This window comes from Hydrogenispora ethanolica (assembly GCF_004340685.1).
GTDB lineage: Bacteria > Bacillota > UBA4882 > UBA8346 > UBA8346 > Hydrogenispora > Hydrogenispora ethanolica.
On sequence record NZ_SLUN01000014.1, the window covers coordinates 119581 to 133825 of the forward strand.

Sequence of the window (14245 nt, forward strand, 5' to 3'; positions counted from 1 at the left end):
GAATTTAGTGAAACAATATGAAAAAGGAATTGCCTTAGTCCTGGCAATCATTATTGTCTTAGTAATTTCACTATTTTTACTTTCTCTAAACGGAGTGCGAAAAGATCAGATTACCAGTGTTAATTTGAAGAATAAGTCGGATAAAGCTTTTGAACTTTGTGAGGCTGGCATTGAATGGGCCGCGCGGTATCTTGCAAATCAAAACCAAATTGGAGAGGAAATTGAAGATCAAAATGATCCTTTGACCGAAGAACCGTTGGGATCAGGAAATGGCTTTTGTAATATTACATGGCATTATGATGCAGCACAAGGTAAATACATCATTAAAAGCGAAGCGACTCAAGATGGGATCCATCGGTCGTTACAGGTTTCAATTCAATTACAAAACCCTTTACTAGATTATAAAGTAGCTTCATGGGGCGGCGACGAGGCAAAACTAACTTTAACCGGACGCGTTGAAGGTAGTGTGTTTGCGGATAGTCCGGTGGATTTATATTTTTGTATTGCTGATCAGCTGGCCGTTACTCAAAGATATTATAAAAATACCTATATTAATAAAAAATTAGCACTTATATCGAGTGACCAAATAAAATTAGTAAATTATATTGCACCGCCGACTGTATCATTCTCCGCTTACAAAAAGGATGCCCAAGAGGCAAAAATTTATGGTAAGGGCTTTTATTACCCTGGAGATCAAACTATTATTTTTGATGAAAATTATTCACAAGATTATTTTAAGGATAAGATAGTTTATGCAGACGGTGACCTTACCATAAAATTAAAAGGTCATTTACATTTATTTAATTATAAAGAAGCTAAAATGAGATGTAATAATACAGTATTTGTTGCCAAAGGTAATCTCACAATTACCTGTGACGATTTACTTTTTTTTTGGCGATCATCAATTATAAATGTTAACAATGATAAGTTAACTTTAATTGCAGGAAAAAAACTAACTTTTGATCCCCAGATTATTACTGACTCTGCAAACGTCAATTTCATTGGAATGTGGTATAGTGGGGAAGAAATTGATCTTGAACCTTGGATTGGGGGTAAAGATATTCAACTAGACGGAATGGTTATTGCAAAAAAGGGTGGCACCGTTAAACTTTGGGTTTTAAAAAACTTTTTCAAGTGGCAAGGACTTGATGATGCACACCTTAAAATGAAAACCATTACTTTCTCAGACTGGCAAGAGAATCACGAATAATATAGCTTACGAATCGGAGGCGCTTAGTTTGGCCAAAGTTGGGATAGGTCTGGACATCGGCACCAGTTCAGTAAAGATCGCGGAATTACAGGGCGGCAAAACGGTCAGCCTGGAACGGTTCGGGATCGTTCCGCTGGAGGACGGGGCGTTGGCGGCCGGGATCGTGAAGGATCGCGCGGCAGTGGCCGGGGCGATCAGGGAGGTCTTGGCGCAAAGCAAGATCAAACACCGCAAAGTGGTGGTCGCCATCGCCAGCCAGGCGGTGATCGTCCGTTTCTTCAAACTGCTGAAGATGGCCGACGTCAGTAAGGAACAGCTGGCCAACGCCGTCCGGTTCGAGGCGGAGAACTATATTCCTTTTCCCATCGATGAAGTGACCATGGACTTTCAGGTGGTCCATACCGATCCCCGGGAGGGCGATGTGGAAGTGATGCTGGTCTGCGCCCAGAACGAGATCATCCATAGCCACCTGGAAACGCTCAAAGAGATCGGGCTCCAACCGTTGGCCATGGATATCCAGCCTTTCGCCATGATGCGTGCGGTCGGGCTTGAGGGAGACCAGCCCCAAAGCGTCGCCTTGCTGGACATCGGCGCCGGAACCAGCGATCTGATGATCGTCAAAAACCAGATCCCCACCTTCACCCGGATCATCCAGTTGGCGGGCAACCGGCTCACGCAAAGCATCGGCAAGAACCTCGGCGTGAATTACGATGAGGCGGAGAAGCTCAAGCTGACCCTCAGCGAGGCATTATACGATTTTACGAACAATAACCCCGACAGTATCGGATACAAGGTCAACTTCGCAATGCAGGAAGGCTTGAAGGAGCTGGTGTTGGAGTTGAAACGGTCATTCGATTATTATCAATTGCAACAGCGGACCGAGGAAGTCTCCAGGCTATTGGTGTCGGGCGGGGGGTCGCAGATCAACGGCATGATTCCATATTTGCAAAATGAATTGGGGATCGATGTCCAACTGGCCGTCCCTACCTCCGATATCCGTTATCATGAAGCGATTCACGCCGAGTTCGCGGCGGATGTGGCCAAGATGACGGTTGCGGTCGGACTGGGCCTGCGGGAGGTCGTCAACGGATGAGAATTGATCTATTGCCGCTTGAATACCGCCCTCAGCCACCCCTAAGCACTTTTCGGCTGGCTGTTTATATCCTGGGGGTCTTGCTGGTGCTTGGACTCGCGAGCGGGCTGGTCTATCTATATTTTAACCATTTGACCATGGCCCAACAGTTACAAAGTACCCAGGAACAGTTGCAGATGTTTCAGGGGTCCATCAGCGCGGTCAAACAGGCCGAACAGCTTAACCGCGAGGTGGTGGAGCAGAAAGCGCAGCTTGAACAGATCAAGCAAGCCTATCCCGATCTACGGCGGATCCTCTCCGGCCTGGCTAGAGCCGTGCCGGAGAATTGCTGGTTTACCAATTTGTCGATTGGGTCCGACGGCGGCATGAAACTGACCGGCAATACGGTTTCCTTATCGATCCTCGGCGATCTGATGTTCCATATCAACCAGTTGGATTCGGTACAAGCCCTGAAACTGAACTCGGTCCAGCAGCAAACTGAGAACTCGGCGGCGCTTTCTATCTACGCTTTCAATATTGAGATGAATACCGGAAGGAGTTCTCAATATGTTGAAAATCGACAAAATTAATGTTGATTCCGTATTGGCAACGATGGCGCTGTTGCTGCTCCTCGGAGGAGGCGCATGGGCTTATTCTTTATACGGGGAAAATGAGAAGCTTGCGCCGGTGCTGGCGGCGAAACAAAGCGAGCTGCAAGCGGTCAAAGCCAAGTTGCACCTTCTGCCGCGGCTGCAACGGGAGAAAGAGGCCTCCCAGGCTGAAACCGAATATTTTTTGCAATATGTACCCAGCCGGGAAGAACAGGAAAAGTTCATCCGGGAATTGGAGACCATGGTCGCCAGGAACGAGCTCAATTTGCAGAATATTCAGATTCTGCCTCAGCCGGTTCATTATAAAGACCTTTCACAATATGCCGTCTACCAATGGAAACTGTCGTTGCAGGGAAGTTTCAGCGGCTTAAACCGCTTTCTTGAAGAAGTAGACCAAGCGGAACGTTTCTTAAAAGTATCCGACCTGTCGGTGAACGGCCAGGCATACCCGCAGCCGGGCGAGCCGGTAAAGCAGAATTTAAAGCACTATCCATTGGATATTACCCTGACCATCGATTTAATTACCAAATCTACGGGGAAGGAAAGCCATGAAAAAACAGGACAGTAAGAATAAAGGCCAACAACTCAGCCCGCTGACCTGGATCGTAATCGGCGTCGGGATTGTGGCCATCATCTATCTCTCGCTGCCGCAACAGCCACAGCGGTCGCTTTTGACCACCGCCCCGCAGATTCATCGGGAACCTGGAGCCCTGCAGCGGGAGACGGCTGCGGCGCCAGCGGAGGCGGGAGACTCTAATGATTTGGGCATGCGAAATCCTTTTGAACCGCCTCCGGAAGTAGTCTCCATCCTGCAAAGTGTAATCAATGGCTCAAAAGCGGAACCAGCCAATATTCAAACGTTGGTCGAACGCTCCGGGATTGATACCGTGAAACCGATCGTTGATAAACCAAAGGCGGACGAGATGCCTCCTGGCATTGAACAGCCTAAAGAAGAGATCTTGCCGGTATGGCAAGGAATTATCGGCACAACCGCCAATAAGTTGGCGCTGGTCGGTTTCAAAAATAAGTCATACTTGCTGAAGATCGGCGATCGCCTATCCGACTCCGATTATCGCTTGACGGAGATTCAACCCGATGCCATTCTTTTGCAGTCAGCCACCAAACAATTGCGGTTGGGGAAAACGAAGGAGGCCAAATAATGCGCAACCGGATAATATTTCGATGGGTTTTCGTCCTGATCTGTTCCTTTTCAATCGTACTTCTCCCCCATATTGTCCAGGGAGAGGGAATCAATAGCGAAATCATATCGACGCTGGATGTTTCCGATGCGGATATCCGGGACATTTTCCGAAGCCTCGCCGAGTTGGGCGGCTTCAATATCTTATTGGATCCGGCGGTCAAAGGTCCAGTTACGACCAAACTCAAGTACGGACTGACAGTCAAGGAAGCCGTTGAACTATTGGCGCAGACATACGGGTATTCATTTCGTTGGAATGCCGATAACCGGACAGTAATCATCGGCAATGAGAAAACTTTCAGCAGCTTTAATGATAAAGAGACTCGTGTTTACCGGTTGAATAACGCCCAGGCCGATCAGGTCGCCGACGCTTTAAAGAGTATCGTCGTGAAAGATCAGATTGGTATCGATAAGCGAACGAACCAGCTAACCATCAAAGCCAGTACTTTGGAGCAGCAAAATATCGGCGAGTTAATTGCCAAATTGGACCGGGAATTACCTCAGATTAATATCGACGCCCGCGTGGAAGAGATTTCAACCAGCGCCACAAAAGAATTGGGGATTTCCTGGGAGTTTCCGGAGTTCTCGATCAGCAATTCTTTCGAATTCAACCTTAAAACCGCTCAAACGTTAGCGGCGCTGGAAACTCAAAATAAGGCCAAGCTGTTGGCCAATCCCAATATTTCGACCACCGACAGTCAGGAGGGAAAGATCTTTATCGGGGATAAGACGCCGGTGATTACCTCCGAAAAATCGGACGACGGCGATGTCGAATACAAGGTCGAATACATCGACGTGGGGACAACCTTGACTGTGACCCCGCGCGTCAATGACAACAACATCGTGACGGTGACGGTAAAAGCGGTAGTCAGCAATATCGCGGAATGGAAAAAGACCGGCAGCGGAGATGAAGTGCCGTTGGTGCGCACCCGGGAAGTCAGTTCGGTGGTGCGTTTGCAAGACGGGGAGACTTTTGTATTATCTGGCCTGACTCAAACTCGAAAGGGGGAGAACACGTCGGGGGTGCCCGGCTTTTCAAAAATTCCGTTGCTGGGCGCGTTATTTCGTTCTAAAACCGACGGTCCTAACGAAGATACGCAGATCTGCATCTTTATCACTCCCCGCGTGGTGCGTTCCAAGAGCGAGCAGGCTAATTCCGTGAAGACCGGCCAGATTGAAACTAAGACGGTGCCTGCGGTTGTCCAGCCAAAGCTAGAACAAGGAGAAGTGAGGAAAGACATCGCGGAGCAGGAGCAAAACTCAAAAAGTCCTCTAAAGAAAGAGGAGAATACCGCGTCTTCAACCTCACAGCTTCCGGAGATAAACAAGCAACCGGATCCGATTCAAAATGCGCCAGTAGTCTTTCCTTCCGTGAAGGAGACCACTCAACAGGAGGCTAATCTTCAAAACAGTCCGCCGCAACCCGAAGTAGCCTCTGTCGACATCCAGACGACAACGGAGACCAATGAGGTTATATTCCCTGAATTGGTAGAGACGAAAACAGATAATGGCGCGGCACAATCAGTTTCAATCCAAGTAGAAGCAGCCCCGGTTCCTGAAATAGGCTTAAAGAAAAAGGTCACCGTCAAGCCTGGACAGACTCTTCAGAAAATTGCCGGAAATTACGGCGTTACCGTCGAAAGCATTGCCAAGGAAAATCGGATAAAAGCGGTTGACAAGATTAATGTCGGCAAAGTTCTGCTGGTCCCTATTCCCAGAAGCCATCTTTATCAAGTCAAACCCAAAGAAACGGTTTGGCGGATTGCCAACCGCTACGGATTAACTGTTGAACGGCTAAAAGCGTTGAATCATCTGACCGACATTACCAAGATAGAGTCGGGGCAGTTAATCATTTTACCCGTCTCTGTGGATGAAATTGTTAATTCTCAGGTTTGATTTAATCGTAAGGAATATGAACTCCCAATGTTATGATGCAAATTTGGGTTTAAGCCGACTTTGGTGAATATTTTTATAAAGTCCGGAAAAGACGGACAAAGAACTTTTGAACTTCAAGGTTGTGGCATCTTAATGTCAACAACCTTTTATTTTTTAGGATGGTAAAGACTCCTTTATCTGTTTGCCTCGGACTTGCTCCCATTCCCTTTGCCACGACATACTGTATACTAACTGTATTGACAACTTACGTCTCAATGAACAGGATGGGGTGGTAAAACAAATGAACGTACCCAGCGGGACGGAGATCGATCTGGCCTTGCCCAGAGCGATACCTGCGCCCAAGGTAGCGCCGGTTATCTTGAATAGTGACGACCGGTTCGACGCCAAATTGAAGATCGACCGGCTTTATAAATCATATACGGTGGCGGGGAAAGAGATTCAGGCGCTAGCTGATATCAATCTGGAAATCCGGCGCGGCGAATTCGTGGCGATCGTCGGTCCTTCGGGATGCGGCAAAAGTACCCTGCTGAATCTCATCGCCGGACTGGACCGCGCGGATAGCGGGACGATCGAAAGCTTTGACGATCCGCACGGCGGAGCCTGCAAACGGCTGCTGATCTTTCAGGAATCGTCCTTATTTCCGTGGCTGAATGTCTTCGACAATGTGGCTTACGGCTTAAAACTGCGCAATTTTTCCAAACCGGTCATTCAGGCGTTGGTCGAGCAGTATCTGTCCATGGTACATTTATGGCCGTTCAAGGATGCCTGCGTCCATCAACTCTCGGGCGGCATGAAACAACGGGTCGCGCTGGCCCGCGCCTTGGTCCTAAAACCGGAGATCTTGTTGATGGATGAGGCGTTTGCCGCTCTGGACGTGCAGACCAAGCAGGACATGTACCGACTCCTGCTGGAGATCTGGAAAAAGACCGGCGTGACCATTCTGTTTGTCACGCATAACGTCGATGAGGCGCTGATGCTCAGCAACAGAATTGTCTTGTTGTCTTCGCATCCGGGGCGGATCAAACGGGAGTTTCCGGTGGATTTGGGTTATCCGCGCTCCGGGGAGGATTGGCCTTTCCGGGAACTGCGGAGCGAGATCGTCGCGGAGTTCATGAATGAACCCGGTGATATTCAAGGAGGAATTGCCGGTGAAAAAGCTAACTAGGCGGCTCCTCTTTTATCTGGGGTTCATCTTCCTCTGGCAACTCCTTTGCCAGGCCAAAATATGGCCGGAATACATGGTCCCTTCCCCACGGGGCGTCTTGGCCAGTTTCCTCGACGGCTTGGCGGACCATTCCTTTTTCATTGGAACATTGGTCAGCTTAAAACGGATCGCGATTGGTTACGGGATATCGATCATCTTGGGGATGGGGCTCGGCTTCGCCATCGGCCGGAGTCAGATTCTCGAAGATACCGTCGGTTCCCTAGTGGTGGGGCTGCAGACCCTGCCGAGCATCTGCTGGCTGCCGCTGGCGATCCTCTGGTTCGGCCTGAGTGAACGGGCCATGCTTTTCGTCGTCGTCATGGGCGCCTTGTTGTCGATCACCATCTCCACCGACAGCGGAGTCAAAAATATCCCGGCAATTTTCGTGAAAGCCGGCCAAAACATGGGCGCCAAAGGGTTGACGATGCTCACTACCATTCTGTTGCCGGCTGCCCTGCCGGCTATCGTCACCGGCCTGAAACAAGGCTGGTCCTTCGCATGGCGTTCCCTGATGGCCGGAGAACTGCTCTATGTCAGCACGGGCCTGGGGCAGCTGTTGATGATGGGGCGGGAATTGAATGATATGAACCGGGTCATCGCCGTGATGTTGATCCTGATCGTTTTGGGGTTATTATTCGATCGCCTGCTCTTTGCTAGGCTGGAACGGAGCATCCGCAGGCGTTGGGGGCTGGAGACCGCCTGACGACTTACAGTGTTGCAGCCAATCCAGTCGCCGGTCCGGTCGCGGCGGACTCCGCACTCTGGCGGAGTCCGCCGCGACCATTGCCCTGGGGTGCGCGACCATTGCCCTGGGGTGCGCGACCATTGCCCTGGGGTGCGCGACCATTGCCCTGGGGTGCGCGACCATTGCCCTGGGGTGCGCGACCATTGCCCGACCATTGCCCTGGGGTGCGCGACCATTGCCCTGGGGTGCGCGACCATTGCCCTGGGGTGCGCGACCATTGCCCTGGGGTGCGCGACCATTGCCCGGTTAAGGGCAGCTGTTGCGGCGAATGAAGCAACCGCTCCGTTGGCCTTCCGCAACTTTGCTCCGGAGTAGCGGCCAATAATCAGCCTATTTTCAAGGTGTCAAAGACAGTCCAGTAAAGGGTACGCTCAGTCGAACTGGACGCGTAAGAAAAAACATTTCTTTCCCGCGAAAGCCTCCCCGCCTGAAAAAGGGAAAATCCGAAAATGTCAAGTACCTGCCGTCCATCCGGGACATACTATCCGCATGGCGTATATTCTGACAACGATTTTCCTCTGGACCGTCTTTTTTTTGGTGATTCCGGGCCGCGACTGGCGCAACTATTATCCGGTCGTTCTCTTCTCGGCATTGCTCGGAACAGTCTCCGATCTGCTGGGAGTGCGGCTGGACCAATGGGCTTATTACGGACCGGTGGTCGGCGGCCTGAGCCTCTGGTCCGATCTGGGCATCGCGCCGGCGGAGGGGGCGCTGTTTATCCGTTTTTTCCCGGCAAGCCATCCTCCCCTGGTCAAGGTGGGCTACGGCTTGGCGTGGTCGGCCGTGAATGCTCTTTTTGAGTGGTTTTTTGTCTGGGTGGGCTGGATCGGTTACGATCATTGGAATCCGCTGCGCGCGTTTTTATTCTATATCTTGTTTTTTGGACTGATCTTCCTCCAGGAGAGATGGTATAATGGAACCAATATTATCGTGAAGAAATCCAATCTGTGAATTCAGCGGGAAGCGGACGCGCCCGTTGATGGGATCAATGGTGAGATCATGGCGACGACATATCGAAAAGCGGGAGCAGGGGACCGGGAGGCTCTCCTGGACTTGATAGCCCGTGGCTTTGCGGTCGATTCCCAAGGTGCGCTGGACCTTCGGGAAGGCGAGGAGCACCGGATTTTATTCAGCTACTTATATTCATTGCCCGGGTGGGACCCGGGGCGAGTTTTTGTGGCGGAGGAAGCCGGACAACTGCTGGCGGCGGTAGGCTTTTTCCCGCAAGTGCTTTCATTGGACCGGGCGGACATCCCGGTCTGGGCGATCTCGCCGGTGGTGACGGCTCCGGAGGCGCGGAGCCGGGGACTGGCGGGCCATTGTTTGAATCTCGGGATGGAAGAGGTCCGCCAGCAAGGGATTCCGGCGGCCTTTCTGTGGGGTATCCCCGATTTTTACCCCAGGTTCGGCTTTGTCCCGGTATTGCCGCGCTACCGCACCCGGCTCGCCCTCGCGGCTGCCCGGGTAGGGGATAAGGACGGCCGGGAACGGAACGGCCGCGGGCGCCTGCGGGAATATAAGGTTTCCGACCTGCTCCGGATAGGCGAGTTGTACTCCGGCACCAACCGGTCTTTTTGGCTGCAACCGCTCCGGACCGCGGAATGGTGGCGTGACCGCCTGGCGGAGTTGGATATCGAAGCCGGCGTGTTGCGGGAGGTTCCTTTTCCGGAACGCCGTAACTTTTTGGTCTGGGAAAAGAATGACGGGAGCGTTGCGGGATATTTATATTATAAAGAGGAAATCCGGCGGGAAAGGATAATTATTACAGAAGCCGTGGCATCGAGCCCCGGAGACGCTTCGGCGATGTTGCAACAGCTCGTGACGAAGATCGTTGCAAAGACGGAAGATGCGTCTCAGCTCAACCAGGTCGTGATTCAGGGAACGCCGCTGCATCTTTTGAACAGCGCGGCCTACCGCATGGGCGGAACCCATCTGGATCCGGCGCCGCGTTTTGGCATGCTCAAGATCCTGGATTGGGACGCCTTCCTGGCCATGCTCGGTCCAGTGCTTCGGGAACGGCTCGATCCCTGGCCGTTGAGCGGAGCTTCCGGAGGGGCAAGTATCGGCTTTGAACCGGACGGAGCCCTGCTGCAGATGGAGAGAAGCCCGGAGCGGCTCACCTTTCATTTCGCCAAGCCGCCGCAGAGCGCCGCGACTCTGCAATTGCTGACCCGGCTTTTCCTGGGTTTTTATGATTTGGAGGATCTGAGCCTGATTCAGTGCGACCCGGCCTTACGGCAACGGCTCTTTCCAGCCAAATACCCATTTATCTGGGATGCAAATTATTTGTACTAAAATGCTGATAGTATCCGGAAGGAAATCCCCTTCCCGGCGGCCGTTCCGGCGCGATGAAGGACAAGAAAGATTTTTGTGCGATCTTTTTCTCTTTCGCGCTCGGTGGCGATTGTAAAGTCATGAAATGTATCGATAATGTTTAGGATTGTAACATTTTAGGGAGGCGCCAAGCCAGTGGAACCGTTAGCTTTGACGAAAGCCGCCTTGTATACGCCATTTTCTTTCATTGAAGAGGCGACTGTTTTGGTGAGGCAAGGGAAGATCGCGGCGGCGGGTCCGGCCGATGAGATCGCGATTCCGGCCGAATTTCGCGAAGTGCCGCTGGAAGGCTTGATTTTGGCGCCGGGTTTCATCGACCAGCATTTGCACGGTAGCGGACGCGCGGCCGTGATGAGCGGCACGCCCGAGGCGTTGAATGAAATCGGGAAATTCCAGGCTACTCACGGAGTGACCGGGTTTCTGGCGACCACCGCCGCGGCCTCTCAAGGACAACTGTTCCAAGTGGCGCGGGCCTATGCGGAGCTGAATGCCGCTCCGGCCTACAAGGGAGCCCGTTGTCTCGGTTTGCATCTGGAAGGACCGTATGGGGCGCTCGATACGATCGATCTCTCTAAGCCGGCGGATGGTTCACGGCTGCCGGATTGGCTAGCGATACAGGCCGTTCATCTGCAGAGCGGACGTGGTATCAAGCTGGTCACGCTCGCCCCGGAACTGCCGGGAGCGCTGGAACTGGCCGGGGAACTCAAGAAAAATGGCATCGTGGCTTCGATCGGGCATAGCGCGGCCAGCTTCGAAACTGCCCGGGCCGCGATCGAAGCCGGATTCGGCTGTGTCACCGATTGCTTCGCGGGGTTCCCGCTACTCGATCCCAGGCAGCCGGGGATCATCGGAGCCGCCTTGACCGATGCCGCCTTGCCGGTGGAGATCGTTGTTCAGGACGATGCGCTTCACCCGGCCACCGTGGCGCTGGTTTGGCAATTGAAAAGTCCGGAACGGATCATCCTGGCTTCGAACGGCCAGCCGTTCGGTCCCGAGCAATCCCGGGAAACGCTCACCATGGACGAGGCGGTTCGGAAGACCTTCGCGATGATCGGATGCGATTTGGCGGATGTTCTACGGATGGCGACCTATAACCCAGCCCGCTTGCTGGGCGTTAATAAGAAGAAAGGAAGCATTTACCCGGGTAAGGATGCCGATATCATCGCCATGACCACCGACCTGGACGTGGTGATGACCATGGTCGAGGGAGAGGTCATCAGCGGTTTGATCTCTTTGTAACCAGAGGGAATTGTCGGGCCATTTCAGCTTGGCGTAGGAGTTACCATGAAAATCCTGGCCGTATCGGATGTCGAAGAGTCCTTGTTGGCTTCGGAGACGAAACGGATCGCGGGAATCGATCTGATCGTTTCCTGCGGCGATTTGAACGAAAGTTATCTGTCGTACTTATCCACGATCTATGGCGTGCCGTTGCTTTTTGTCCGCGGCAATCATGACCTGGCATTGACCCCTGAGATCCAGCTGGGCGAAAACCTCCACCAGCGTTTATTCTCCTACAAGAACCTTCGTTTCCTGGGCTTTGAAGGTTCAATCGATTATACGACCCACGCCGTCCAGTATACGGAGGCCCAGATGGCCTGGATGGTCCGGTTGGCCTGTCTCAAAACGCTGCTTCACGGCCGCCCGGATATCATTGTGACGCATGCTCCGCCCCGGGGAATCCATGATGGCGCGGACCGCTGCCATCAAGGTTTCCAATCCTTTCATCAGCTGGTGAACAGGCTTCAACCCCGATACTTTTTGCACGGGCATATTCATTTGAACTACCAACGAAACCTGCCTCGAGTAACCCAAGTCCAAAATACCCGGATCGTCAATGTCTACGGACACTACGTTTTCGAAGTTTGAGGGGGAACGATGTTTACCGCGCCAAGAAGGAACACTTTTAAAGAAATCTATGAGGCGGAGAGGTTATCCGAAATCCTCTATCACGGCGTTCAGCCCATTGAAGTCGCCCAGATCGAGGGGAGTGTCAACCGTTGGCGCGAGTTTGACCGGCAATTCCGTCCCGAACGGGCGGATAAGGGAAAATTGCGATCGGTCATTGCGGCCATGGAGCAAGAGGTGGTCCTTCCGCCCATTTCAGTCTATAAAATCCGGGATGATTATTACGTCATTGACGGCAATCACCGGGTCTCCGCGGCCAAACAGATTGAACAGGCCTATATTGACGCCGAGGTTCAAGAGTTGCTGCCCCCGGCCGACTCCGATGAACATCGTCTATGGCGGGAACGGTCGCGTTTTGAATGGAAAACCGGGTTGAAGCTTTACCTCACCACCAATGGGGCATATAATAAGTTGCTTGTTTATATCCGGTTATATGCCAAGCAGCATTTGAAGAAGACCCAACAGCCCTTGAACATGAAAACAGCGGCCATGATGTGGCGGGACGAGATCTACGCTCCGGTGGTTCGGATGATTGAGGCCCGTAAACTCCGGCGCCATTTTCCCTTGTATACGGCGGACGATCTGTTCGTGTTTGTCATCCATCACCAGCTCTTCAAATCCCACCTGCAAAGAAGACCGATTAACCCACAAGAGGCAGTGAATGATTTTTGCAATCGGGCCGAAGCGCCATCCTTTCATCTCCGGGATCTGCTCAAAGGGATGGTTTTGAAGCGGCCATGTACCGAACCATGCTTTAAGTGTAGCCGAAAATGTCCGGAAGGGTTGATCTGCCACGAGGACGGACGGCTGATGATTGCCGAAAGTTGCCAAGGCTGTGGCGCTTGCGCTACGGAGTGCCCCAATGGCAACCTATATTCTTATGAGCAATTTGTAGACGGAAACGGGCTCTTATTATATAATACAAACCAAAAGGAATAAGTTCTTGGAGCGAATTCCCGGGGAGTGTTACGTTTGGATCTATATTCGCAATTGATGACTGCCGTCACGACCGGCCGGGGCGGCGAAGTCAAAAAGCTGGTTGAGCAAGGTTTGAATGACGGCCTGGCGGCAACGGAAATCATCAATCAGGGCTTAGTGGCGGGAATGAGTATCATTGCTGAGAAGTTCAAGAACAATGAGATCTTTGTTCCCGAGGTGATGCTGGCGGCCCGGGCCATGCATGCGGGCCTGGCGATTTTGAAGCCGCTCCTCGTCGGGACCGAACATGAACCGCTAGGTAAAGTGGTGATTGGGACGGTGAAGGGCGACCAACATGATATTGGCAAGAACCTGGTGGCAATGATGCTGGAAGGGGCCGGTTTCGAGATCATCGATCTCGGCAGCAATGTTGCGACGGAAAAGTTTATTGCCGCGGTCAAAGAGAAACAAGCCCATATTCTGGCCTTGTCAGCTCTCTTGACCACAACCATGCCGGAAATGGCCGTAGTCGTTCAGGAATTGGAGAAGAACGGCCTGCGGACGGCGGTGAAAGTCATGATCGGAGGAGCGCCGGTTTCTCAAAGCTATGCCGATAAGATCGGAGCCGATGGGTATGCGCCGGATGCGGGCATGGCTGTTGAACTGGCTAAATCGCTCATTTCACAATAACATTGCCTCGGATTTGGAATACTGAAATATTTCAAAGATTATATTGACAGTTTCAAATGGATGTGATAATCTATTAAAGCTGTCGCTGAGATATTCCAAAAACATCAAAGAAATTGCTCGATAGAACAAAATCCCAGTTGACACAGAGAAATGTTTCTGATATACTACTAAATGCGTCACGAGCCAAGTGGTCGCGACGCGACGGACCTGAACCTTGAAAACTGAACAGTAGAAAAAGAGAAATGACTGGATGAGGTTATTTTTCGAATTAAGAGTAGGGAATGGATTAACACCATTCCGTACCAAAGCCAGAATAAAAACAAGAGCCAATCAAGCTCTGACGAATTAGAATTCAACTGAACCGGGTAACCGGAACAGCAGAACCAATAATTTACGGAGAGTTTGATCCTGGCTCAGGACGAACGCTGGCGGCGTGCTTAATACATGCAAGTCGAGCGAATG

15 protein-coding genes and 1 rRNA gene are annotated in these 14245 nt (G+C 51.8%); all 16 read left to right on the top strand.

Going from position 1 to position 14245, the window contains the following annotated elements; translation table 11 throughout:
* The first annotated feature begins 7 nt into the window (after positions 1-7).
* Positions 8-1210 carry a pilus assembly PilX N-terminal domain-containing protein gene (locus EDC14_RS12750; protein WP_132014679.1) on the top strand — a complete coding sequence of 401 codons (1203 nt, stop codon included), beginning with the start codon at positions 8-10 and terminating at the stop codon, positions 1208-1210.
* Positions 1211-1238: 28 nt separating this feature from the next.
* Positions 1239-2303 (top strand): type IV pilus assembly protein PilM, encoded by a 1065-nt coding sequence (gene pilM / locus EDC14_RS12755; RefSeq protein ID WP_165907995.1) that lies wholly within the window; start codon positions 1239-1241, stop codon positions 2301-2303.
* Positions 2300-2872 (top strand): PilN domain-containing protein, encoded by a 573-nt coding sequence (locus EDC14_RS12760; protein WP_132014681.1) that lies wholly within the window; start codon positions 2300-2302, stop codon positions 2870-2872. Before pilM ends, EDC14_RS12760 begins: the two co-directional genes overlap by 4 nt.
* The gene (gene pilO, locus EDC14_RS12765) at positions 2850-3461 is read left to right on the top strand and encodes a type 4a pilus biogenesis protein PilO (protein ID WP_132014682.1); all 612 of its coding nucleotides are present in this window, start codon (positions 2850-2852) and stop codon (positions 3459-3461) included. The genes EDC14_RS12760 and pilO overlap by 23 nt, the downstream gene beginning before the upstream one ends.
* The gene (locus EDC14_RS12770; RefSeq protein ID WP_132014683.1) at positions 3442-4053 is read left to right on the top strand and encodes a hypothetical protein; all 612 of its coding nucleotides are present in this window, start codon (positions 3442-3444) and stop codon (positions 4051-4053) included. The genes pilO and EDC14_RS12770 overlap by 20 nt, the downstream gene beginning before the upstream one ends.
* Positions 4053-5987: a LysM peptidoglycan-binding domain-containing protein gene (locus tag EDC14_RS12775; RefSeq protein ID WP_132014684.1), complete on the top strand. Its 1935-nt coding sequence runs from the start codon at positions 4053-4055 to the stop codon at positions 5985-5987. The genes EDC14_RS12770 and EDC14_RS12775 overlap by 1 nt, the downstream gene beginning before the upstream one ends.
* Before the next feature lie 280 nt (positions 5988-6267).
* Positions 6268-7152 carry an ABC transporter ATP-binding protein gene (locus EDC14_RS12780; RefSeq protein ID WP_132014685.1) on the top strand — a complete coding sequence of 295 codons (885 nt, stop codon included), beginning with the start codon at positions 6268-6270 and terminating at the stop codon, positions 7150-7152.
* Positions 7136-7894, top strand: a complete 759-nt coding sequence (locus EDC14_RS12785) for an ABC transporter permease (RefSeq protein WP_243662920.1) — start codon at positions 7136-7138, stop codon at positions 7892-7894. The genes EDC14_RS12780 and EDC14_RS12785 overlap by 17 nt, the downstream gene beginning before the upstream one ends.
* A 132-nt stretch (positions 7895-8026) precedes the next feature.
* Positions 8027-8251: a hypothetical protein gene (locus EDC14_RS26805; protein ID WP_165907997.1), complete on the top strand. Its 225-nt coding sequence runs from the start codon at positions 8027-8029 to the stop codon at positions 8249-8251.
* Between the two features lie 174 nt (positions 8252-8425).
* Positions 8426-8887 carry a CBO0543 family protein gene (locus tag EDC14_RS12790; protein WP_132014686.1) on the top strand — a complete coding sequence of 154 codons (462 nt, stop codon included), beginning with the start codon at positions 8426-8428 and terminating at the stop codon, positions 8885-8887.
* A gap of 48 nt (positions 8888-8935) precedes the next feature.
* Positions 8936-10231, top strand: coding sequence for a GNAT family N-acetyltransferase (locus tag EDC14_RS12795; protein ID WP_132014687.1), 1296 nt, complete (start codon positions 8936-8938; stop codon positions 10229-10231).
* 174 nt (positions 10232-10405) lie between these two features.
* Positions 10406-11509 carry an N-acetylglucosamine-6-phosphate deacetylase gene (locus tag EDC14_RS12800; RefSeq protein ID WP_132014688.1) on the top strand — a complete coding sequence of 368 codons (1104 nt, stop codon included), beginning with the start codon at positions 10406-10408 and terminating at the stop codon, positions 11507-11509.
* 45 nt (positions 11510-11554) lie between these two features.
* Positions 11555-12136 carry a metallophosphoesterase family protein gene (locus EDC14_RS12805; RefSeq protein WP_132014689.1) on the top strand — a complete coding sequence of 194 codons (582 nt, stop codon included), beginning with the start codon at positions 11555-11557 and terminating at the stop codon, positions 12134-12136.
* A 9-nt stretch (positions 12137-12145) separates the two neighbouring features.
* The gene (locus EDC14_RS12810) at positions 12146-13114 is read left to right on the top strand and encodes a DUF4032 domain-containing protein (protein WP_132014690.1); all 969 of its coding nucleotides are present in this window, start codon (positions 12146-12148) and stop codon (positions 13112-13114) included.
* Between the two features lie 33 nt (positions 13115-13147).
* Positions 13148-13783, top strand: coding sequence for a corrinoid protein (locus EDC14_RS12815; RefSeq protein WP_424337411.1), 636 nt, complete (start codon positions 13148-13150; stop codon positions 13781-13783).
* 390 nt (positions 13784-14173) lie between these two features.
* Positions 14174-14245: ribosomal RNA gene (locus EDC14_RS12820) — 16S ribosomal RNA — on the top strand; the annotation flags it as partial.

What these genes read in the sequence shown, in the direction of transcription:
- EDC14_RS12810 (WP_132014690.1), top strand. Translation starts at nt 12,146, where the DNA reads ATGTTTACCGCGCCAAGAAGGAACACTTTTAAAGAAATCTATGAGGCG.
- EDC14_RS12780 (WP_132014685.1), top strand. Translation starts at nt 6,268, where the DNA reads ATGAACGTACCCAGCGGGACGGAGATCGATCTGGCCTTGCCCAGAGCG.
- EDC14_RS12790 (WP_132014686.1), top strand. Translation starts at nt 8,426, where the DNA reads ATGGCGTATATTCTGACAACGATTTTCCTCTGGACCGTCTTTTTTTTG.
- EDC14_RS12775 (WP_132014684.1), top strand. Translation starts at nt 4,053, where the DNA reads ATGCGCAACCGGATAATATTTCGATGGGTTTTCGTCCTGATCTGTTCC.
- EDC14_RS12760 (WP_132014681.1), top strand. Translation starts at nt 2,300, where the DNA reads ATGAGAATTGATCTATTGCCGCTTGAATACCGCCCTCAGCCACCCCTA.
- pilO (WP_132014682.1), top strand. Translation starts at nt 2,850, where the DNA reads ATGTTGAAAATCGACAAAATTAATGTTGATTCCGTATTGGCAACGATG.
- EDC14_RS12795 (WP_132014687.1), top strand. Translation starts at nt 8,936, where the DNA reads ATGGCGACGACATATCGAAAAGCGGGAGCAGGGGACCGGGAGGCTCTC.
- EDC14_RS12770 (WP_132014683.1), top strand. Translation starts at nt 3,442, where the DNA reads ATGAAAAAACAGGACAGTAAGAATAAAGGCCAACAACTCAGCCCGCTG.
- EDC14_RS12805 (WP_132014689.1), top strand. Translation starts at nt 11,555, where the DNA reads ATGAAAATCCTGGCCGTATCGGATGTCGAAGAGTCCTTGTTGGCTTCG.